The organism is Streptomyces sp. NPDC107559 (genome assembly GCF_055657365.1).
On the sequence record NZ_JBVKBD010000017.1, the window covers coordinates 41,755 to 62,443 of the forward strand.

A 20,689-nucleotide genomic window follows, 5' to 3' on the forward strand; every position below is an offset into this window, starting at 1 on the left:
AGCCGATGCTTGCAATCCGTCGCGCCGGTCCACCACGCATCGATGTGGGCGACTGCGGTTCTTGAGCCGAAACGCGGGCCGCCATTCCATCGCCGGGCACTGAGACGGCACCGGCCCCCAGCGGTCGAGGCCGCCCGCATCGGTCGATCATTTACATAAACTATGAATATAAAAATGTTATGCTTCGAGCATGAGTCGTCAAGACACCGCTCCTGGCGCGTCCGCCGCCATCGGGGCAGCCCTCTACGGCCTGGCCACCAGGGCCGCGAGACGCCTGCCCCGGGACATGAGCCTGACGTCCGCCGCCACCCTGGCCACCCTGGACCGGACCGGCCCGCGGCGCATTACCGATCTGGCCGCGGTCGAGGGCGTCACCCAGCCCGCGATGACCGCCCTGGTCCGGGTGATGGAGGAGTCCGGCCTGGTCGAGCGGCGGGGCGACGCGTCCGACAAGCGGGTCACGCTGGTGTGCCTGACCGAGGCCGGCGCCTCCTATGTCCGGACGCGGCGCCAGGCGGGCGTCCACGCGTTCGAGCGGTTGATCGGCGAGCTCACCCGCGACGAGGTCGAGGCGCTGGTGGCGGCCCTTCCGGCGCTGAAGCATCTGGCAGAGCTCGAAAGCCAGGACCGCGAAGGGCCGAAGCAGTGACCGGGCAGCCGGTCGGCGGGGTCGCGGTGAAGGCGTTCCCGGTGGCGCGTTCCGAGGCGCGGCTGCTGGTCCCCGCCCTGATGTTCATCGCTCTGGTCGTGGCGGCGGTCGCCAGCCTCGGGACGCCGCTCATCACCAGCGTGGCGACCTCGTTCCACGTCTCGCTCGGCAGCGCACAGTGGACGCTGACCGTCGCGCTGCTCAGCGGCGCCGTCGCCACGCCGGTCCTGGGCCGGCTGGGAGCCGGCCCGCACCGGCGGGCCACGATCCTCGCCACGCTGGCGGTCGTCGTCGCCGGCAGCGCGCTCACCGTGCTGCCGCTGCCGTTCGCGTGGCTGCTGGCCGGCAGGGCGGCCCAGGGCGTCGGGCTCGGGCTGACCGCGCTGATGATGGGCGTGGCCCGGGACCACCTCCCCGAGGAGTGCAGCGCGGCCGTGATCGCCCTGATCTCGGTGGTCTCGATCATCGGGGCCGGCGTCGGCTACCCGCTGACCGCACTGCTCGCCGAGCTCGGCGGGGTACGGGCCGCCTACGGCCTCGGCCTGGTCGTCACCGCCGCCGCCCTCCTGACCGCGTGGCGCTCCATGCCCGAAGCCCCCGAAGGCCGCTCCGCCCACGTGGACGTGGCAGGCGCGGTCGTCCTGACCGCTGCACTGCTCCTGGTGCTGTTCCTCGCCGGCGAACGGAATCTGTGGAGCCGGCACCTCGCCGTGGCGGCGGGCCTCGCCGTCGTCGCGGTGGTGCTGCTCTGCGTCTGGGCCGTCATCGAGCTGCGCAGCACGACGCCCCTGGTCGATGTGCGGGCGGTGCGGCACCCGGCGGTCGCCGGGGCGAACCTCGCCATGTTCGTCGGCGGGATCGGCATGTACCTCCTGCTCACGCTCATCACCCGGTACGCGCAGACGCCGCACGGCGCCGGATACGGCTTCGGGCTGACGACCTTCGTCGCCGGGCTGGTCCTCATCCCGTTCTCGGTGCTGGGGTTCGTCGCCGGCAAGCTCACGCCGCGGGTCCGGACGCGGATCACCGACCCCCTGCTCCTGGCCGGCAGCGCCGTCGTGGTCGGCGGCGGGTTCGCCCTGTTCGCGGCGGCCCGGTCGGACCTGGCCGAACTGTTCGCGGCGATGGGCGTGCTCGGCTTCGGCGTCGGCGGCTTCTCGGCCGCGATGCCCGGCGTCATCCTGGCCGTCACCCCCAAGAGCGAGACGTCGAGCGCCATGAGCTTCAACTACGTCGTCCGCAGCGTCGGGTACTGCCTGGGCAGCGCCATCGGCGGCCTGATCCTCGCGGCGGGCACCGGCCCCGGCCACCTCTTCCCCGACGACAGCGCCTACACCACCGCGGCGCTGGTCGGCATCGGCGCCATGGCGATCACGACGCTGACAAGCCTCGCTCTCGCCCGCCGACGCTCGTCCCAGACCAACCCGTAAGTCAGATGTACTCATCCCAACACTGGAGGTTCCATGCCCAAGGGCTACTGGGTCAGCGCCTACCGCACCATTTCAGACCCTGAGAAGCTGGCTGCCTACAACAAGCTGGCCGGTCCGGCCGTCGAGGCCGGGGGCGGTCGGATCCTCGCCCGTGGCGGTCGGGTCGTGGCGCACGACGCCGGAATCGCCGAGCGCACCGTCCTGATCGAGTTCGACAGCTTCGAGCAGGCCGTCGCGGCGCACGAGAGTGCGGCCTACCAGGAGGCGCTGGTCGCCCTCTCCGACGGCGTCGAGCGCGACTTCCGCATCGTCGAAGGCATCGACTGACCGAGGTCCAGTCGGATCTTCACTGAAGCAGACGTTGCCCTTCCAGCGGCTCGAAGCCGTGGTGGCGGCCGGTCGGCACCATGAACTGCAGCCCCGGCCGCTGCCCCTGCCTCGCCCTCCAGGCGAACCCGCGGACCGGCGACGAGGACATGGAGAACCAGGTCACCACCTGGCGCGCAGCACGCCGTCACTGTCAGGTAGAGCAACGTTGAACAGTGGGTGGCGCTCGTCGATGGCCAGAGGCAGGGAGCAGGCCGCCCTCGCGCCTGCCACCAAAGTGGTGAGCTGTTGGTGGTGGGTCTCGTCGATGGTCACATGGCGGATCGTTCCGTTCGCCGCCTCCCAGACGAAGTCCACGGATTCGTCCTCGGGCAGCGCGGCAAGGATCGCATCGACATCAGGGGTGAGGTCGGGCCAGATGGTCAGGAGCGCCCGTTGGCCGAGCACGGTGCGGACGGTATCGAGATTGTTCTCGGTGAGACGGTGCCAGCGGGTGGCGTTGCGAAGGTAGGCCTCCTCCAGGAGGAGCGTCTGCGGCGCGGCCAGTTCTGCGCGTACTCGTTCCCAGAACTCCTCGTCCGCGGCCTGTGTCACCTCTCGTTCCTCAAGGTCTGCAGCGTAGGGCGACGCCGTGATCGGTTCCGCAAACAGGCCGAGCTCGCGGGTCCGGGCGACGGCTGCTTCACAAGGCTGGTTGCTGCCGACGTACACGTACTGATCCCACCCGACGTGCACGGTGAACGTGTCCTGCTGCTCCAGCCGGCACCAGGCGCCCTGGTCACGGAGCATGGCCCGGACCAACTCCAGCGCGACCGGCACTGAGACCTCGGCACCGTCGTAGTAGCCGGTGAGGTCGGACGGGAACAGCCCAGCCAGGCCGTGCCCGTCAACCGGCGCCTCCAGGCCGAAGTTAACGAAGCCGGTGACCTCCGGTTCACGGATCTCCAGCCGGTCAATGCCCGACTCCTGCGCGAAGGCGGCGATCGCCTCCAAGTAGGACGCCTCGACCGGCCCGTGGTCACTCACCGTGTCCTCAGCGCCGTTGTAGTGCCCACGCTCGTCGCGGTCGGCAGGGTTGTACTTGGTTATCCGGTAGGCGAAGGACGGCGGCACGCTGCTCCCTGGACTGTTGGAAGGGGATGTCAGCGTAGTTCGTGACAACGGCCTGCCGGGTTCCTGCCACGACCTCCGCCGTCAGCCCCCTCGGCATGAACGCGTACTCCTGTCCGCCGCTGTCACCGCAGCCCGGGCTTTCGAGCTGACATCTGCTCGCGAACTGTCGTGCTCCGTCACAGCGGGGATCTGCTTCGCCATCTCGCGTGTTCGAATTTTAGTTCGATAACGTGAGTGGAGGAGGTGGATGCCGTGGAGACAGAGGCGGGAGTACGGCAGGTGGCGAGCGTGATGCATGTGCGCTGCCCGGACCGGCTGGGGGAGGACCTCTACCGGCAGGTCCTCGAGCTGATGGCGGAGCTGTCGCCGGTCGTGCAGGCGCTGCCCCCGACCGCGGCCCTCGTGGAGCTGAAGGGCGCGCTGCGCTACCACGGGGTGGACGCCGTCCGGCTGGGCGAGGTGCTGCGGGTGCGGACGATTTCACGGCTGGGCGTCGACGTCCGGGTCGGGATCGGTCCGACCATCACCGTCGCGGCCACGGCCTCCGGCCGGATCACCGGGCCGGGCGGCGTCCTCGCCGTCACCCCCGGCCAGGTCACGCAGTGGCTCGGACCGCTGCCGGTCCAGGCCCTGCACGGCATCGGCCCCCGCCAGGCCGAGATCCTGCGCGACTACGGCGTCCACTGCGTCGGCCTGCTCGCCGCGCTCCCGCCCGCCACCGTCCAGCGCCTCCTGGGCGGCCGGGCCGGACGGCAGGCCGCCGACCGGGCCCGCGGCATCGACCCCCGCCCTGTCGCCCCGCGCGCCCTGCCCGCCACCGCGAGCGTCCACCGCGCCTTCCCCCAGCACACCCTGGACGGCGCCGCCGTCCGCGCCGCCCTTCTCGACGCGGTCGTCACCCTCGCCCTCCAGCTGCGCCGCCGCGGTCAGGCGGCCCGCGGTCTGACCCTGACCCTGCGCTTCGCCGGCGGCGCCACCTGGGACAAGACCCGCCGCCTCACCGAAGCGTCCGCGCACGAGGACGACCTGCGCACGATGGCATACCGGCTCATCGACGCGGCGGGCCTGCAACGCGGCCGGATCACCGGCATCACCCTGAAAGCCGAAGATCTCGTCGCTGCCGGACAGGTCGCCGAACAGATCAGCCTCGACCAGGCACGCGAAGCCCGCCTCGCCGCCGAAGAAGTCAGCGATCGCATCCGCGCCAAATTCGGCCCCGACGCCGTCCGCCCCGCCACGACCCTGCTGCGAGTCGGCTGACGGCCCCGCCTCCCCAGGGGGGCGGCCAGACCTCCCCGTGGCCGACGTGCCGCGCCGCTCCGGTCGTACGCTATGATTGATCTTGAGCTGGTCGGCGGAAGTCGTACCGGTGGGTGATGCGTTGGTGGTCCAAGGAAAGACGCCCCGCTTCCTGCGGGGAAATGCAGGTGCAAGGCCTGCCCGGCGCTCTGTGAAGACCCTGTCCCGTTCTGCGGGGCAGGGTCTTTTTCGTCTCTCGCGTCGCCGAGCAGCGAGGCGAGGTTGTCACGGCTGGTGAGGGTGTCAGGGTGGTCCTCACCGAGGACCCCGTTCGGAGTCGAGCAGCAGATCAGCCAGCGCCGCAGCCGCTCCCGCCGGGTCCGCCGCCTCGCTCTGCCGACTCGCAAGTTCGTGGCGAGTGGCGAGGGTGTTGCGGCGGTTTTCGCCGAGTGTGCGCACCACGTGCGGTAGTAAGTCGGCCATCCCGACCGGCCCCCGATTCCCCCGACGGCCGGACGTGCAGAGATCGGCGGCTGGGCAACGGCGTTCCTCTCGCCATCAGTTGACTTTTGTTTACATGAGCAGAAGTTCAGGACCTTTGGGTGAAACTTTCGTGCAACTGACTCTATCTTTGGCGCGATTCGCGACTATACGATCCCCGCGAGAACTTGGACCGAGCCAGTCGCTCACCAGCGATCCCGGTGGGCACTGACGCGCAGCTCGGCGTTGTGCACGCACCTGCCGTTACGCCGTTACGCCGCGACGCCGCGACGTCGTTACGTCGTGAAGCTGCCCGTCCCGCCCGCACCGCTGCGATCGATCACCTGTCCGCCTCGTTCTGAATATTCCGGCGCATACCACACCCTTCCGGCCGGGCCGTCCCCGCACGACGGTCCGTTGGTCTCGCGTACCCCTGAGGAGGTTCCATGCGCATTGCCCTTCGCCGCCGCCTCACCGTGTTCGGCGCGCTGCTCGCACTCCTGGGCGGCATGCTCATAGGTCTGGCGTCAGCGTCCGTCCCGGCGGCCGCGGCGTCCCCACCGGACGCCGCGGTGCCGGAGAACTCCGGCAAGCAGTACAGAGTCCTGGTCTTCACGAAATCCGTGGACGCGAACCCGGCGGTCACCGACGCCGGTGTGAGCGCCATAAGACAGCTGGGCAACCAGTTGCGGTTCACGGTTCAAGTGACCGACGACGCCCGCAAGTTCGACAAGGAGCACCTCGAGCAGTACCGCGCCGTCGTGTTCCTCGACACCAGCGGCGACGTGCTGACCACCGCTCAGCAGGACGCCTTCGAGGCGTACTACCGCGCGGGCGGCGGCTTCGTCGGCATCGGTTCGGCGATCGAGGCCCAGCCCGACTGGACCTTCCTGTCCGACGCCCTCGGCACTCGCTCCACCGGCCGGACCGGTGTGCAGGCCGGCACGATCAAGGTCGCCGACCGCGTCCATGACGCGTCGAAGAACCTGCCGGAGTACTGGACCCACACCGACGACTGGTACAACTTCAAGTCCAATGTGCGAGGCAAGAGCCATGTCCTCGCCACTGTCGTCGAGGACGCCTTCAAGAAGCAGTCGTGGGGCGGAGATCTCACCGGCATCAGCGGCGGCAAGATGGGCTACGACCACCCGGTCGCCTGGTGCAAGGACTGGGAGGGTGGCCGCTCGTTCTACACCGCGCTCGGGAACACCGCCGACAGCTTCGGCGAGAAGGGCATGCGCTCCCACCTCGGCGGCGCGATCAAGTGGGCGGCCGGCCAGGCCGATCCGGTGTACTCCGACTGCGGTGCGACCGTGCTGTCCAACTATCAGCAGACGGCCGTGGCGGCGCCGCCGAACCTGAACGAGCCGATCGGCTTCGACGTCCTTCCCGACGGCCGGACCATCCAGACCGACCGCCGCGGCAGCATCCGCCTGCACGACTCCAAGTCGAACAAGACCACCGTGCTGGCCCAGATCCCCGTCTACACCAACAGCGAAGACGGCATGTACGGGCCGGGGATCGACAACGACTTCGAGAACAATCACTGGGTCTACCTCTACTACGCGCCCCCCACCGTGAAGGACGTGAAGCTGTCGACCGGTGAGGTCGTCACGCAGACCACTCCGACTGCGGACGCGCCGACCACCGGGGCCTCGCCGTCCGTCTGGGATCCCTGGGTCGGGTACTTCCAGCTGTCCCGGTTCAAGTTCGTCGACGCCGCCGGGGACACACCGGCGCACCTCGATGTCGGGTCCGAGCAGGAGATCATGCGGGTTCCGGTCAACCGGGGCGCCTGCTGCCATGTCGCGGGCGACATCGACTTCGACAGGCACGACAACCTGTGGCTGACCACCGGCGACGACACCCCGTCCGGCGGCGGTAATTCCGGGGGCTTCTCTCCCTTCAACGACATGCTGACCACGACCGGGCAGTACAACGCCCCGTTCGTCGACGCCCGCCGCTCGGCGCAGAACACCAATGACCTGCGCGGCAAGGTCCTGCGTATCGCGGTCAAGGACGGCGACATCGCGACCGGCGACCGGAACAAGTTCGGCGGCGCGTACACGGTGCCCTCGGGCAACCTCTTCCCGGTCGGCAAGGACAAGACCCGTCCGGAGATCTACGCGATGGGCTTCCGCAACCCGTTCCGGATCCAGGTCGACGAGAACGACGTGGCCTACGTCACCGACTACTCGCCCGACTCGCAGACCCCGCAGAACTTCCGCGGGCCTGCCGGCACCGGCCGGATGGAGATCGTGCGCAAGCCGGCGAACTACGGCTGGCCGATGTGCGCGCGCCAGGACCTGCCGTACTACCGCTGGAACTTCAACACCTCGACGCCGCTGGACAGCCCTGCCCAGGCGTTCGAGTGCGACAACCCCGACCGCGGACCGCAGAACGACTCCAGGTGGAACCTCGACGGCGGGCCCAGCGTCGAGCCCGGTCTGGAATACGCTCCGCCGGTCACCAACCCGGACATCTGGTACTCGTTCACGCCCGAGAACCGGGCCGACAACCCGATCGGTACGCCGTGCGCCGCGTACTACAACGGCTCCGGCGCCACCTCCTGCCCGCGGTTGTTCCCCGAACTGGGCACCGGCGGTGTCGGCCCGCACGGCGCGGCCAAGTACCACTACGACCCCGACAATCCGGACCGGACGAAGCTGCCGCCGTACTACGACAACGCGGTCTTCGCCGGCGAGTTCACCCGGGACACCGTCAAGGAGGTCCGCCTGGACTCCAAGAACCGGGTATTCAAGATCAACGACGTGCTCGACTGCGCCGGACTCAACGCCCAGCGGGTCCCGGACACGAGCAAGCCGTTCGAGTGCGACAACCCGATGGACCTCCAGTTCGACGGAAAGGGGCACTTCTACCTGCTCGCCTACGGCGACGGCTTCTTCAACAGCAACCCCGACGCCGGTCTGTACCGGTGGGACTACGTCAAGGGCCAGCGCGCACCGATCCCGAAGCTCACGGCCACGCCGACGAACGGTTCGGCACCGCTGAACGTGAACTTCTCCAGCGCCGGTTCGCGCGATCCGGACGCGGCCGACTCGATCCGGTTCGAGTGGGACTTCAACGGTGACGGAGTCGTCGACTCCGTCGACCCCGACCCGCAGTACACGTACACGACACCCGGGCAGTACACGGCGAAGCTGACGGTGACCGACTCCAGCGGCAAGTCCGCCTCGACGAACACGACCATCACGGTCGGCAACACCGCGCCCGTCGTGAAGGTCGACTCACCGGTCGACGGCGGTCTGTTCTCCTTCGGCGACGACATCCCGTTCTCGGTGACGGTCACCGACCCGGAGGACGGCACGATCGACTGCAGCCGCGTCGAGGTGACGTTCGTCCTCGGCCACGACACCCACGGCCACGCGGAGCAGTCCGTCCACGGCTGCACGGGCGTGCTGTCGACCGATCCCGACGACGTGTCCCACGGCGGCAACGTGTTCGGTGTCATCAGCGCCTCCTACACCGACCGCGGCGGCCCCGGCGGCGTTCCGGCGCTGACGACGGTCACCCAGAACCAGGTCCGGCAGAAGCGCCAGGAGGTCGAGTTCGCCCTGGACCAGTCCGGCACCAACGTCGCCACGACGAACGATCCGGCCGGCGGCAGCCAGCATCGCGGCAGCCTCGGCGACGGCGACTACCTCGCCCTGAACGGACCGTTCGACCTGCACGGCATCGACTCGCTGGCGTTCCGGGTGGCGAGCACGTCGACGCAGGTTCCCGCGGGCAGCCCGATGGCTGCCGTCGAGGTCCGTCTCGACTCGGTCGACGGGCCGGTTCTCACCACGGCGAACCTCACGTCGACCGGTGGCACAGGGAGCTGGGAGAGCCAGAAGTTCCCGATCACCGACCCGGGCGGCAAGCACAAGGTCTACCTGGTGTTCCGGTCGGTCACGGGCGGCCAGACCGGCGCCAACCTCTTCAACCTCAACTGGGCCGAGTTCGGCGGCCAAGGAGTGAGCGCTTCCTAGCACCATCCCGCGGCCGGGGGCCGCACACCCACTGCGGCCCCCGGCCCCGATCCGGTACAGCCACTTCGAAAAGAGAGACCACCATGGCTTTCAAGAACAACCCCAGCCGTCGCCGCTTCATGGTCGGCACGGGCGCGGCGGTGGCCGCGGTGCTCAGTCCGATCGGCCCCGCCTCCGTGTTCACACCGGCCACGGCGAGCGCGGCCAACGGCCGGCTCATCCCCGCCGGCAAGCTGGGCACGATCACCTACAGCCAGCGCGACGTACCCACCCGGGTCGGCATCGCGGCGAGCAGAGCGCTCGGCGTCGCCCCCACCATGGGCTACCTGGGCGGACCGAACTTCCCGCAGGACCCCACCGACCTCGGCCCGCTGGTGCCGCTGCCCGGCGGCTGGGCGGAGCTGTTCGAGTTCCTCGCGAAGTGCGGCTTCAAGCAGATCGAGTTCGCCGGCTACGGCCAGAACGCCGCGAACCCCGGCGGCGACGTGCCCAACCCGGCGCCCGGCGGCGTCACCACACCGCAGTCGCGGGCGGCGTACCTGGCGTACGCGCGCACCCTGCGCGGCTTCCTCGACGCCTACGGCCTGGAGGCGATCGGCAACCACGGGTTCATCCCCAACACGTGGTACGGCCCGAACAGCGCCGGCGGCACCATGGCCACGCAGGACTACGAGCGGCTGCAGACCGAGCTGGAGTTCGCGGCGATCCTGGGCACACCGTTCATGGGCACCGGCAACGACCCGACGAACTCGGGCAACCGCAACATCGAGCCGTGGACCGTCGCCGGCGAGAAGTGGGAAGCGCTGAACACGATCAGCCGGCAGTGGGACATCCGCCTCTACACCCACAACCACTCACCGGCGTACAACTTCCTCCAGGACGGTCCGATGGTCACCGTGGCCCAGGACCGTGTGACCGGCAAGCCGATCGCGCCCACGCAGGTACGCGGCGAGTCGGGCAAGCGCCTCATGCAGCACTATCTCGACATCACCGACCCGGCCCTGTGCGTCATCGAGATGGACGTGTACTGGGCGCACGTCGCCCAGCACCAGTGGCGGTGGCGCTACGACTGGGAGGGCAACCGCGTCGAGGACATCTTCGAGCCGGCCGCCCAGGTCGCCAAGCAGCCCCAGCGCTATCAGCTCTTCCACGCCAAGGACGGCGACGCCACCGGCGAGGCGCCCGGCGTCGGCAACGGCTACAACTTCATCCCGTTCGGCGACCCCCGCAGCGACATCGACTACACCAGCTTTTACCAGGGCGTCGGCGCCAAGGGGCACTACAACGCAAACTACGAGCAGGACAACGCCCCGGGCGGCACCTCGGACCCGGGCCAGTCCCTGCGCTTCTCCAGGATCAGCGCGGCCGGCATGACGGCACTGCGCGGCTGACACCCGCCGGCACTCCGTCCCGCCACCGTCGCGGCGGCCACGCACCCTGTGGCCGCCGCGACGGGAGTGACATGCCCGCCGTCAACGAGTGGTGGTGACGTACTGGTCCGACGACAACTCGAACACCCGGACCCGCCGGCCGCCGGTGGGATTGACGGTCTCACGGACCGGATGCATCCCCAGCTTGGTCATGATCCGTTCGGAGGCGTCGTTGCCCACTTGAGCGATGCTGACGATCCGCTCCAGCCCTCGCTCCTCGAACCCGAACCGTACGGCGGCCGCCGCCGCCTCGGTGGCCAGACCCTGCCCCCAGTGGGAACGCCCCAGCCGCCAGCCGACCTCGACCGCCGGCAGTACCTCCGGCAAGTAGTGGGGCACCGAAAGACCGGTGAACCCGGCCAGCTCGCCAGTGGCACGGATCTCCACGGCGAACAGCCCGAAGCCCTGTGCCTCCCACTCCCTCTCCCATGCCTGGATCCCGCCGCGAGTCTGCTGTTCGTCACGGACGCTGCCGTCACGGATCCACCGCATGACCTCGGGATCGGCATTGACGGCAGCCATGGGCGCAATGTCTTCCTGGCGCCAGCGGCGCAGGATCAGACGGGGAGTTCCAAGCGTGACCATTCCATCATTCTGGATCACAGAATGAGCTCTCGGCCATCTTCACCAGGCGCTTTCGAACACGCCGGACGACGTTCTGGAAGGCGCCGTGGAAGACGCCCTGCAAGACGGCCTGGAAGACGCACAGCCGCTTGCGGCCCTGCCTGCCCAGCACCCGCTCCCGAGCACCCTCAACCACTCCGCCACCAGGACATATACCCAGCCAAAGGGGAATCCGGCGCCCGTGGTGCGGCCGAAAAGTATGGACCGCTCCTGACGAAACTCATTATCGTGAAAGGTATGGCGCAGCATGCGCTGAGAACGCGTCAGAGGGGATCCTTCGTGCGAAGCCCACAACCGCTGCATTTCGAGCTGCTGCGGCTGCTGCGCGACGAGGGCGCGTTGTCACGTGCCGAGCTGGGCGACCGGCTCGAGGTGTCGCGGCGGCGGCTGCTCGCCGAACTGGAGCGTCTGATCGCGGCGGGCTACGCCGTCGAGGCCGGGGCGGCCACGTCCCGGGGCGGCCGCCGTTCCACTCTCGTCGAACTGAACCCCGATCTGCGCTTCGCCGCCATCGACCTGGGCGTCACCTCGATCGACGTCGAGGTGACCAATGGCCGACTGGAGCCGGTCGCCGTGTATCAGGAGCCCGCCGACTTGCGCTCCGGGCCGCAGGCGATCCTCCGCCGGGTCGACGAGTTGCTCGCCAAGGCCCGCGCCGAGGGGGCCTACGAGCGGCTCGCCGCGGTCGGCATCGGGGTGCCCGGTCCCGTGAGCTTCCGTGACGGCGTACCGGTGTCGCCGCCGATCATGCCGGGCTGGGACCGCTTTCCTGTGCGCGAGTACCTCACCCGTGAGCACGGCTGTCCCGCCGTCGTCGACAACGACGCGAACATCATGGCGGTGGGCGAGCGGCAGGGCGGCGCAGCGCACTCGGTCGACGACTTCCTGTTCGTCAAGATCGGGACCGGGGTCGGGTGCGGCATCTACCAGGAGGGGAACGTCAACCGGGGGACCGACGGCTGCGCCGGCGACATCGGGCACATCCAGGTCGACGCACAGGGACCGGTCTGTTCCTGCGGCAACGTCGGCTGCCTCGAGGCGCTGTTCAGCGGCGCCGCACTGGCCCGAGAGGCGACCGCGGCCGCTTCCTCGCACCGGTCCCCGGCACTGGCCGAGCGGCTGGCCGCCTCCGGCACGGTCACCGCGAAGGATGTGGCCGAGGGCGCGTCGGAGGGGGACGCTACGTGTATCCGGCTCATCCGCGACGGCGGGCACCACGTCGGCGGCGTACTCGCCGGCCTGGTCAGCTTCGCCAACCCCTCGATGATCGTGATCGGCGGCGGCCTGGCCCAGCTCGGTCACATCCTGCTCGCCGAGATCCGCAGCGTCGTGTACCAGCGGTCGCTGCCGCTCGCGACCAGGAACCTGCCCGTCGTGCTGTCCGAACTGGGGCCGCGCGCCGGCGTGACCGGCGCCGCGGTACTGGCCAGCGACCTTGCCTTCGAGCAAGCGTGATGACGGCCCACCCCCTTCTCGTGGGGTCCTGACCTGTGGGGCACAATCGCGGTCAACTGGATCAGCGGCAACGGGGGTTGGGGCATGGGGCGTTTCGGCCTGGGATCTCGGCGCAGGGGCATACCGAAGGAGCCCGCGCTGCTGGCCGCGGCTGCTGAGAATCCCGGTGGCAGCGTCGCCGAGATCGACGCGAGGTATCTCGACGACCCGAACGGCTATGTGCCTCCCGAGGCGATCCGCGGCGCGTGGCTGGTGGACAGCAACGGGAAACTGACAGGCGAGTACGAGGAGAACCCCCATCACGGGGTGCCACAGGACGACTTCAGCAAGCTCACCGATCCTGATCACTGGCTCGGCTGGCTCGGCGACGATCCCGCGACCGCCGTCCGCATGGGCATCGAGGAGTCCTTGCGCGCCCAGGTGGCGGACGCAGTGGTCGAGTGGGTCAAGATCCTTGAAACGCCCCGGTTCCTCACGGGCATGCGTCCACATTCCGAGGACGACCAGATCATGTTGGTCACCCGCGCGGCACTCGCCGCGCCGTTCGCGCTGTCCGTGCGTGCAGCGCAGCATGGGCGTTCCATCCTTCTGGGGGTGTTCTCCTGGGCGGCGGTGAACCTCGCCCCGCCCGGCGTCCGCAGGGATCGGCACTGGTTCGACCTGGGCGCCGGGCTGGACTGGGCCGGCGAGCGTCTTGAGGAGCGGATCTACGAGATCGACGGCAAGGATTCCACCACCGAGCGGTAGAGCGGCACTGCCACTCCGTACTCAGCACCCCGTACCCGTGGTCAGAGCGGACACGTGACGGCGTAGACGCTCGTGGCGGTTCGTCGTCGGCGGGAAGGCCGGCGGTGAAGTGGCCGCCGTCGGCGGGGAATTCGGTGATGCCCCACGACGGGGATCGATCGTGCCTCGTGCCTGTGGGGGAGCCGTCCGCGCTGATCAGGCGGTGGGTTAGGGTCGTGACGAACCATCAGTGTTGGCCGAGTTCGGGGAGGGCGCCGGTGACGGTGACGACGTTCGACGAGAGTGAGCGGCTGATCTGGGCGGGCCGGGCGGCCGCCTATGCCGCAAGCTTCGCCAAGCTGTGCGCCCATCCGGTGCCGCCGCTGCTCGATGCTGCCCGGGTCGGGCCGGACGTTCGGCTGCTGGATGTGGGGACCGGGCCGGGGACGGTGGCCGCTGCCGCATGTGCCCGGGGCGCGACGGTGACGGCCGTGGACGCTGAGCCGACCATGGTCGAGCTGGCTGTGAAGGCCGCACCTGCGGCTGACGTACGGGTGGCAGCGCTGCCCGAACTTCCCTTCGCCGACGCGGAATTCGACGCCGTCGTAGCCAATTTCGTTCTCAACCATGTCGGCCGGCCGCAAGTGGCGCTGGCTGAACTGCGCCGTGTCGTCAAACCCGGCGGCTGGATCGCGGTGACGATATGGGCGGCGCCACCGGCGCCGGGACAGGCGTTGATCGGCCGCGCGATCCAGGCCGGGGGCGCGGTGCGACCACCGCACCTGCCCGCAGGGCTGGCCGCCGAGGACGATTTCCCCCGCGACGAGAGCGGCCTGCGAGGGCTGATGGACGCGGCGGGGCTGCGTGAGGCGACGTGCGAGACCTTGCGCTGGGACCATCGCGCGAGCGCCGACGAGTGGTGGAGCGGTCCCGCGGGGGGAGTGGCGTTCGGCGGGCAGCTGGTGCAGAGCCAGACACTCCCTGTCCGCGCCGAGATCAAGCGCCACTTCGATCTGTTCAGCGCGGAGTTCGTCGAGGATGACGGTCTGCTGACACTGCCGCATGCGGCTCTGCTCGCGCGCGGGCGACGCTGACCCGGAAGCCTGCGGATCCTTCGCGTCAGGTGTCCGTCCTGCGTACGGACCAGGACTCATCGGCTTCGGGCCGGCTGGTGAGCCCGTCCGTTCGCTGCATCCTTTCGGGCCGGGGGACAGAGGGCGCAGCTGCCGATGCCGGTTGTGGCCCCGTCCCCCGCTGCCGACGTGTGCCCCATGGGTGAGCTTGCTGGGCGAGCCGACTGAGGATGCCGCCAGGCGCAGCTTTCCGGGCGCGCGTGCCCCGCCCGGGCCTGCCCCCGGCTGCTCTGCGGCCTCCTGCCGAACCGTCGGACCAGCGGATCTCCGGCTCGACCCGTCTCCTGCTACCACGACTCGCCCGGCCGAATCGATAGCGACACGCTGACCTCGAATGGTGAATGGGCGTGAGGAGATCCACCAAAGGGGCTAACCGCAGGTCAATCTCCTTTGGACGGAGGCGACATGACTATGTGTCAGCCCAGAAGGATGCGAAGGAAATACCCCGATTGGCGCCTTTTGCCGATCTTTCAATATGACCGATATGACAGCTATGGGTAAGTTTCATTTGCGAGCCGGCTGACGGGCCGGCATTCCTGAAACAGGAGATTGCGTCATGAAGCTTCGTTCCCCGGCGGTTACCGCCGCTGTCTCGGCCGCCGCGGCTCTGGTCGCGACGGGTATCACCTACGCATCGGCCTCCTCCGCCCCGGCCGCTGCTCCTCAGGCTCCCCATGCCGCCCCGGCTCCCCAGGCCGCCGGGGCCGTTGCCGCCCTGCCCGACGGCGGCAACGGGGACAACGGCGACGACAACGGCGACGACAACGACGACAACGGCAACGACAACGGCAACGGCAACGGCAAGGGCAACGAGGGCAGGGGCGGGGGTGGGGGTGGGCACAAGGGTTACTACGAAGGCCGCGTCGAGATCAACGAGCGGTCCTACTCCGCCCACCCGGGCGACTGCATCACCGTCGTAAGTGGCCTGGGCGCGTGGAGTCTGAACGTCCGCAACGACACGAAGCGGACCGTCGAGATCTTCCGCGGCGCGGTCTGCGACAACGGCGCTCCCATCGCCACCGTCGGCCCGCGCAGCTCCGCCAACGGCGTGCACCCGGGCCGCACCCGGGCCGTCAACATCAAGCACGGCGTCGTGGCCAGCTTCCGGGTGGTCCGGGACCACTACGGCCACGGCGGTGGCGGCGGCTACTAGCCGACGGCTGCTGAACGCATGCTGTGGACCCCCGGCCCACCGGAATCGGGCCGGGGTTCCCAGTACGGACCATACTGCGACAGTCGCATTCTGTGTGCACTCCACGAGCCGGACACCAGACATACGGCATCCAGCGCCTTTCGGGCCGCCCCTTCCTTCGCCGGCCGGCCTGCCTGGAGACCTCCGTCTGACGGCTCGTGTTCCCGTATTTCCGCCCGCTGCCGTCTTCCGGTGTTCTTCCGTCCCGCGAACAGGTGAGGGGCGACATGGGCGTCAGCCTGGTACTCGATGTGTCCTGTTTCGCCAGTCGGCACTCGAACATCGAGCCGACGTCATTTGATGTAGATGATTACCCCGTTCCTGCCATGCCTCCCTTTCCTTCCGGGGTGGCCGTGACGGCCGTGATGGCCGTGCAGCCCCCTGTGCCCCGGGAGGCCCGTGGGGCCGGTCGGGCCGGCCGGGCCGGAGGGGCCGGAGGGTCCAGGCGGGCCGGGCAGGCCCTGGCGGACGCTGTGCGCCTGGAGGGCGATGCGCCGCGCCTGGAGTTGGTCGAGTTGCTGCTGGTGGGCGACGAGCACGGCTTCCTGTGCGATGAGCGTGACGGCCAGGGCTGCGCCGAGTACATGGCGGCGTCGCGGGCTACGCCACGCCTCTTTCATACTTCTCACAACGTTCCTCACGTCATGTGATGAAAAGGAGTAACAGGCGCCGGTTGACGATCCCGCCGCGTGCCACCGATGCGGTCCGTCATGCTGCGGCACTCGGCCTCGTCCAGGCACGGCCGCAACTCCGACAGTGTCCGTCCGGTCCTGTGCAAGGGCGGATCACTCCCCAGTGCGGGCAGCGGAAGCCGGCCGGCGCGGCGGAGGGGCTAACTCGAAGAGGGCGGAGCGACAGCGTCTTTCCCGTTCTCGCCGTCTTTCCCGTCCCTCCCGTCCGTCCCGTCCTTCCCGTCCGTCCCGTCCTTCCCGTCGGTCCCTGCCGGGCCGATGGGGCCGGCAGGGCCAGTGGGACCGGGCGGGCCGGACGGGCCTTTAGGGCCAGGCGCGATGCTCTCCTGGACGTTGACAGGCTGCATCCTCAGGTCGTCGATCTGCATTTGCTGGGCGATAAGAAGAGCTGACTGTGCGACGAGCGCGATGGTCAGCACCGAGCCGAGCACTAGGGGGCGCCGCGGATTACGCAGCACTTCAGTCACGCTTCTCACATCATTCCTCACGCTATGTGACGGCGAAAGTGTAAGGGACGGGGTCACGATGGGGGTGGACCTGCGCGGCGAGTGTCCTGTCCGGGGTTGCCGCGAACGCCACACTCGTGCCGTCCGCGGCACAAAAGGCTGTTCATCAGGGCCGACTTCCGATCAAGCCCTCCCGGCTGCCGGACCGCGCTGCACCGTCATCCGCCCGGTCGTTCAGAAGCTGTCCAGCGGCGGAGGCAACAAGCAGGTCCGGCTGTGGTGGTCGCGCACCGGCGTTATCGCGGCACCTGAAGCTCCGCCCGCCTGAACCGTCAGCAAGCCGACGAGGTTGGATGGCTCCATGGTGAGACGAACGCGGGAGAAGGGGAGGCGACCTCCCTTCGGCATACCGAAGGGCATCGTCCTGCTCGCGACGCCGGAAGGCTGGCGCCACAGTGTCCTCACGGTCGAAGGCGGGATGGTCTGCGGGCGCCTCGCCGACGTTCCGGTCAACGCCGGACCAGCCGAGGCACGGGCCGCCGCGGCGGCCATGGTGGTAGGACTCGCACACGACTTTCACGAAGTGCGCGTCGACGTCATCTGGGATCCGCCCGGGGAACCCGGGTCCTGGACCGCCCAGGTCACCGTTGCCGCCACCCCAGCGAACCCCTGTGGTTGAACGACTAGGTCAGTGCCTGTTCCCGAACCCTCGGTGCACGTGAGCTCGGCGCCTGCGAAGCGTTGTTGATCAATTGGGGTGAGCATCCCCGCGAAGTCTTTTACGGGGCCGTCCCGGGCGGGGAGAGTCCTTCCCGGTGAGCCCTGACCCGGGGTGGGCCACCTGCACTGATGATCGTCTTTCGCAGGGAGATCCATGAACGTATCCAGGAGGACGGCCGTCGTGGCCGCGGCGACGGCGCTTACGGTCGGCGGCGTGATCGCGGTGTCCGCCGCTTCGGCGGAACCGAGGACGGCGGCCCCCAGAGCCACCACCACGACCTGGGCCAAGGTGTCCGCCGGCGGCATTGTGTTCGGCAGCGAGGGCATCTCCCGGGTCAACAAGTTCGGCACCGGCCGCTACAACATCACCACCACCTCCAACCTCGCCGGCTGCGCGCTGCTGGGCACGATCAACACCAGCGGTGGCACCGACCCCGGTCCCGGCAGTGCCTCCATCATGGTCGGCCTGGTGAACGGGACCACGCTGTTCGTCCGGACGGCGACGCCGTCCGGCACCGGCAACGCCGTTGTGGACAGCGACCGACCGTTCTCGATCACCGCCGTCTGCTGACCCACCCGGCACAGAGGTCGGCCACCAGCTGATGCGTCGGCTGCGGGCGGCAGCAGTGCGGACCGGCGCGACAGCTCGTCGCCTCTTCCGCTTGTGTCGCCGCAGCCTCACGGCGTCTCGTTCGGGGGACGGTCACTGTGACCGTCCCCCGAACGTTCGGCCAAGGCCCGTGCTGGAGGCGGTGGTAGAGCTGGCCGATCAAGCGGTGGAACGAGGGTCCGCTGTGCCGCCGCGTGCCACTCGCCGATCTTGCGGTGGTGCCGTGACCCCACGGCTGCAGATCACTGATCGCGCCGTGGTCACAACGCGTGCCACTCGCCCAGTCCGCCAGGCGCCCGCGTCTGGACGAAGGTGTTTACGACGGCCCATGCATGATCGACCGTCACGACGAAGGCGTCACTGAATGCAGCCAGGTCATCCATGATCGGGACGTCGACCATGGCATCCGGTGAGGTGATGCCGTCACCGACGAGCAGATGCACCCCTTCGGCGTCATCGAACAGATGGAGGACTGCTTGGTCGCCTCGAAAGCCCAGCGTCAGCCGCGGGAACTCGCTTCCTGGCAGCCCGACTTCGAGATATCCCTTGCCTCGGGAGCGCAGTTCGTGGAAGCGATGCGCCAGCTCCCTGACGTTCGAACATCTCTCAACTGCGCAGAACCGTCCCGATTCCGGCGCCGTCGCCGCCCACGTCACGCTCATCCGTGCACCTCCGGCATGCATCGTGCCATCCCGTCGGGAGGGTTGTGTTCGAAGGCGGCGGCATCTGCCGTGAGGCTCCTTCTGACGTTCTGCTGGTGGTGCCGCGCGACTGCACGCGGGGGACTGGGCGGACGACGCCTGCGTGTGGGCTCGTATGCCGCCGTGCCGCTGTGTCGCGTGCTCGGGCTCTGCGCGCAGGTGCGCCTCGCGGGGCGTGCTCACGGCTGCCGCGCGGTCTCCTGCCGGTCTGCTGACCTGCCGGACCAGCGGTTTTCGGTGCCGTGACTCTTCGCTTATCACGACTCGCCTCGCCGCATCTGTAGCGACACGCCGGTATCGAGTGGCCGTGAGTGCTCAAAGATCCACCGAAGGGACTAATCGTAGATCAATGTGCTGCTTGCGACGCTGATCTGACCGCGTGTCGGCCTCAGAAAGAGCCGCAAATACCCCGATCGGCCCCCTCTTGCCGATCTTTCAATATGACCAATATGACCGCTATGGGTAAGTTCATTCGCGAGTCGGCTGACGGGTCGGCATCCCTGAAACAGGAGATAGCGAGATGAAGCTTCGTTCCAAGACGGTCACCGCCGCCGTTACGGCCGCCGCGGCTCTGGCCGCGACCGGCATCACCTACGCCTCGGCCGCCTCCGCCCCGGCCCCCCACGCAGCCCCGGCTCCCCAGCCGGCCCCGGACTCCCACGTGGCTCCGGCGCCCCACGCGGCTCCGGCTCCCCAGGTTCTCCAGGCGGCTCCGTCCGTTACCGCCCTGCCCGACGGCGGCAACGGGCAGAACGGCAACGGGCAGAACAGCAACAACAGCAACAACGGGATCGTCGGCAACGGCAACAACGGGATCGTCGGCAAAGGCAACGAGGGCGGTGTCGGCGGCGGGGGCGGTGGAGGCGGCCGAGGTGGCGACGGAGGCGGCGGCCGGGGCCACGGGTACGGGTACCGGGGGGAGGGCCGCATCTTCGTCAACGAGCGGTCGTACTCCGCTTACCCCGGTGACTGCATCACCGTGGCCAGCGGCCTGGGCGCATGGAGCCTGAACGTCGACAACGAATCCCATCGGACCGTCGAGGTCTTCCGGGGTGCGGTCTGCGACAACGGCGCTCCCGTCGCCATCGTCGGCCCTTGGAGCTCCAGCTCTGGCGTGCGCACAGGCCGCACCGACGGCATCGACATCCACCACGGCGTCGTGGGCAGCTTCCGGGTGGTCAGAGGCCACTACGGAGACCGCGGGGGCTACGGGGGCTTCGGAGACGGGGGCTTCGGAGACGGAGGCTTCGGAGACGGAGGCTTCGGGGACGGGGGCTTCGAGGGCTACTAGCCGACGGCTGCTGAGCGCAGACTGTGGATCCTCGGCCCACCGGAATCGGGCCGGGGTCCCGGTACGGACCACACACACGCGACAACCACGTCCCGTTCGCACGCCGCGAGCGGGACGCTGCGCGTGCGGTGGGCGGCCTCGGCATCGCGCTGACATTGGCCCTGCCGTGGCCGGGACACCGGGGCTGCTGGGAGATGAGCGGCCACCTCAAGGAGCGGGTCGGCCCGACCCGGAGGCTCGCCGAACACAGACGGATTCTGCGGTGTGGGCGTGCGTGTCCGGCGCGACGGGGGAGTGTCGGGACGGCGCCTCAAGGACTCGTCCGGGCGATTTGGCGTCCCGTTGGGGTGGCCGCGACGAAAGGGTGTCTTCTCCGGGACGGTGCGCCGGATGCCTTGGCGCCGCCTGCTCATGACAGAGGCCGATGGCAGAGGCCGTT

17 protein-coding genes are annotated in these 20,689 nt (G+C 69.1%); 13 read left to right on the forward strand and 4 right to left on the reverse strand.

The annotated features are described in order from the left end of the window. Positions 1–286 precede the first annotated feature (286 nt). From ACZ7OY_RS34915 to ACZ7OY_RS34925, 3 genes are read left to right on the forward strand one after another with little or no spacing between them, the layout of a single operon-like run. Positions 287–649, forward strand: coding sequence for a MarR family winged helix-turn-helix transcriptional regulator (locus ACZ7OY_RS34915; RefSeq protein WP_472249655.1), 363 nt, complete (start codon positions 287–289; stop codon positions 647–649). Then, on the forward strand, positions 646–2,079 hold the full coding sequence (locus ACZ7OY_RS34920) for an MFS transporter (protein ID WP_472249561.1): 1,434 nt from the start codon (positions 646–648) through the stop codon (positions 2,077–2,079). The genes ACZ7OY_RS34915 and ACZ7OY_RS34920 overlap by 4 nt, the downstream gene beginning before the upstream one ends. Positions 2,080–2,112: 33 nt before the next feature. Next, positions 2,113–2,406 carry a DUF1330 domain-containing protein gene (locus ACZ7OY_RS34925; RefSeq protein WP_326625536.1) on the forward strand — a complete coding sequence of 98 codons (294 nt, stop codon included), beginning with the start codon at positions 2,113–2,115 and terminating at the stop codon, positions 2,404–2,406. Positions 2,407–2,568: 162 nt separating this feature from the next. On the opposite strand, the gene ACZ7OY_RS34930 is transcribed toward ACZ7OY_RS34925, so the two are convergent. Further along, the gene (locus ACZ7OY_RS34930; protein ID WP_472249562.1) at positions 2,569–3,519 is read right to left on the reverse strand and encodes an RNA-binding protein; all 951 of its coding nucleotides are present in this window, start codon (positions 3,517–3,519) and stop codon (positions 2,569–2,571) included. Positions 3,520–3,810: 291 nt separating this feature from the next. On the opposite strand from ACZ7OY_RS34930, the gene ACZ7OY_RS34935 reads away from it, so the two are divergent. The 3 genes from ACZ7OY_RS34935 to ACZ7OY_RS34945 all read left to right on the forward strand — a co-directional run bounded on the left by ACZ7OY_RS34935 (position 3,811) and on the right by ACZ7OY_RS34945 (position 10,621). Beyond that, on the forward strand, positions 3,811–4,779 hold the full coding sequence (locus ACZ7OY_RS34935) for a DNA polymerase Y family protein (protein ID WP_472249656.1): 969 nt from the start codon (positions 3,811–3,813) through the stop codon (positions 4,777–4,779). A 905-nt stretch (positions 4,780–5,684) separates the two neighbouring features. After that, positions 5,685–9,230 carry a ThuA domain-containing protein gene (locus ACZ7OY_RS34940; RefSeq protein ID WP_472249563.1) on the forward strand — a complete coding sequence of 1,182 codons (3,546 nt, stop codon included), beginning with the start codon at positions 5,685–5,687 and terminating at the stop codon, positions 9,228–9,230. A gap of 83 nt (positions 9,231–9,313) precedes the next feature. Continuing rightward, positions 9,314–10,621 carry a sugar phosphate isomerase/epimerase family protein gene (locus ACZ7OY_RS34945; protein ID WP_472249564.1) on the forward strand — a complete coding sequence of 436 codons (1,308 nt, stop codon included), beginning with the start codon at positions 9,314–9,316 and terminating at the stop codon, positions 10,619–10,621. Positions 10,622–10,702: 81 nt separating this feature from the next. Here the strand turns inward: ACZ7OY_RS34945 and ACZ7OY_RS34950 are convergent, their stop codons facing one another. Continuing rightward, a complete protein-coding gene (locus ACZ7OY_RS34950; protein WP_472249565.1) occupies positions 10,703–11,245 on the reverse strand; it encodes a GNAT family N-acetyltransferase in 543 nt (180 codons plus the stop codon). A gap of 4 nt (positions 11,246–11,249) precedes the next feature. After that, a complete protein-coding gene (locus ACZ7OY_RS34955) occupies positions 11,250–11,420 on the reverse strand; it encodes a hypothetical protein (protein WP_472249566.1) in 171 nt (56 codons plus the stop codon). A gap of 143 nt (positions 11,421–11,563) precedes the next feature. On the opposite strand from ACZ7OY_RS34955, the gene ACZ7OY_RS34960 reads away from it, so the two are divergent. The 6 genes from ACZ7OY_RS34960 to ACZ7OY_RS34985 all read left to right on the forward strand — a co-directional run bounded on the left by ACZ7OY_RS34960 (position 11,564) and on the right by ACZ7OY_RS34985 (position 18,219). Beyond that, positions 11,564–12,739, forward strand: a complete 1,176-nt coding sequence (locus ACZ7OY_RS34960) for an ROK family protein (RefSeq protein ID WP_472249567.1) — start codon at positions 11,564–11,566, stop codon at positions 12,737–12,739. A gap of 84 nt (positions 12,740–12,823) precedes the next feature. Then, positions 12,824–13,486, forward strand: a complete 663-nt coding sequence (locus ACZ7OY_RS34965; protein ID WP_472249568.1) for a hypothetical protein — start codon at positions 12,824–12,826, stop codon at positions 13,484–13,486. 263 nt (positions 13,487–13,749) lie between these two features. Continuing rightward, on the forward strand, positions 13,750–14,559 hold the full coding sequence (locus tag ACZ7OY_RS34970; RefSeq protein ID WP_472249657.1) for a class I SAM-dependent methyltransferase: 810 nt from the start codon (positions 13,750–13,752) through the stop codon (positions 14,557–14,559). Positions 14,560–15,154: 595 nt separating this feature from the next. Beyond that, a complete protein-coding gene (locus tag ACZ7OY_RS34975) occupies positions 15,155–15,751 on the forward strand; it encodes a hypothetical protein (RefSeq protein WP_472249569.1) in 597 nt (198 codons plus the stop codon). A 266-nt stretch (positions 15,752–16,017) separates the two neighbouring features. Further along, positions 16,018–16,440, forward strand: coding sequence for a hypothetical protein (locus ACZ7OY_RS34980; protein WP_472249570.1), 423 nt, complete (start codon positions 16,018–16,020; stop codon positions 16,438–16,440). A 1,362-nt stretch (positions 16,441–17,802) separates the two neighbouring features. Then, positions 17,803–18,219, forward strand: a complete 417-nt coding sequence (locus ACZ7OY_RS34985; protein WP_472249571.1) for a hypothetical protein — start codon at positions 17,803–17,805, stop codon at positions 18,217–18,219. A 299-nt stretch (positions 18,220–18,518) separates the two neighbouring features. On the opposite strand, the gene ACZ7OY_RS34990 is transcribed toward ACZ7OY_RS34985, so the two are convergent. Then, on the reverse strand, positions 18,519–18,920 hold the full coding sequence (locus ACZ7OY_RS34990; RefSeq protein WP_472249572.1) for a hypothetical protein: 402 nt from the start codon (positions 18,918–18,920) through the stop codon (positions 18,519–18,521). 559 nt (positions 18,921–19,479) lie between these two features. On the opposite strand from ACZ7OY_RS34990, the gene ACZ7OY_RS34995 reads away from it, so the two are divergent. Continuing rightward, the gene (locus tag ACZ7OY_RS34995; RefSeq protein ID WP_472249573.1) at positions 19,480–20,250 is read left to right on the forward strand and encodes a hypothetical protein; all 771 of its coding nucleotides are present in this window, start codon (positions 19,480–19,482) and stop codon (positions 20,248–20,250) included. The last annotated feature ends 439 nt before the right edge of the window (positions 20,251–20,689 follow it).

Bases quoted from the DNA above. Each gene is read 5' to 3' on its own strand.
- ACZ7OY_RS34950 (WP_472249565.1), bottom strand. From the start codon at position 11,245: ATGGTCACGCTTGGAACTCCCCGTCTGATCCTGCGCCGCTGGCGCCAG.
- ACZ7OY_RS34975 (WP_472249569.1), top strand. From the start codon at position 15,155: ATGAAGCTTCGTTCCCCGGCGGTTACCGCCGCTGTCTCGGCCGCCGCG.
- ACZ7OY_RS34980 (WP_472249570.1), top strand. From the start codon at position 16,018: ATGGGCGTCAGCCTGGTACTCGATGTGTCCTGTTTCGCCAGTCGGCAC.
- ACZ7OY_RS34990 (WP_472249572.1), bottom strand. From the start codon at position 18,920: ATGAGCGTGACGTGGGCGGCGACGGCGCCGGAATCGGGACGGTTCTGC.
- ACZ7OY_RS34995 (WP_472249573.1), top strand. From the start codon at position 19,480: ATGAAGCTTCGTTCCAAGACGGTCACCGCCGCCGTTACGGCCGCCGCG.
- ACZ7OY_RS34965 (WP_472249568.1), top strand. From the start codon at position 12,824: ATGGGGCGTTTCGGCCTGGGATCTCGGCGCAGGGGCATACCGAAGGAG.
- ACZ7OY_RS34945 (WP_472249564.1), top strand. From the start codon at position 9,314: ATGGCTTTCAAGAACAACCCCAGCCGTCGCCGCTTCATGGTCGGCACG.
- ACZ7OY_RS34915 (WP_472249655.1), top strand. From the start codon at position 287: ATGAGCCTGACGTCCGCCGCCACCCTGGCCACCCTGGACCGGACCGGC.
- ACZ7OY_RS34940 (WP_472249563.1), top strand. From the start codon at position 5,685: ATGCGCATTGCCCTTCGCCGCCGCCTCACCGTGTTCGGCGCGCTGCTC.
- ACZ7OY_RS34935 (WP_472249656.1), top strand. From the start codon at position 3,811: ATGCATGTGCGCTGCCCGGACCGGCTGGGGGAGGACCTCTACCGGCAG.
- ACZ7OY_RS34925 (WP_326625536.1), top strand. From the start codon at position 2,113: ATGCCCAAGGGCTACTGGGTCAGCGCCTACCGCACCATTTCAGACCCT.
- ACZ7OY_RS34985 (WP_472249571.1), top strand. From the start codon at position 17,803: ATGAACGTATCCAGGAGGACGGCCGTCGTGGCCGCGGCGACGGCGCTT.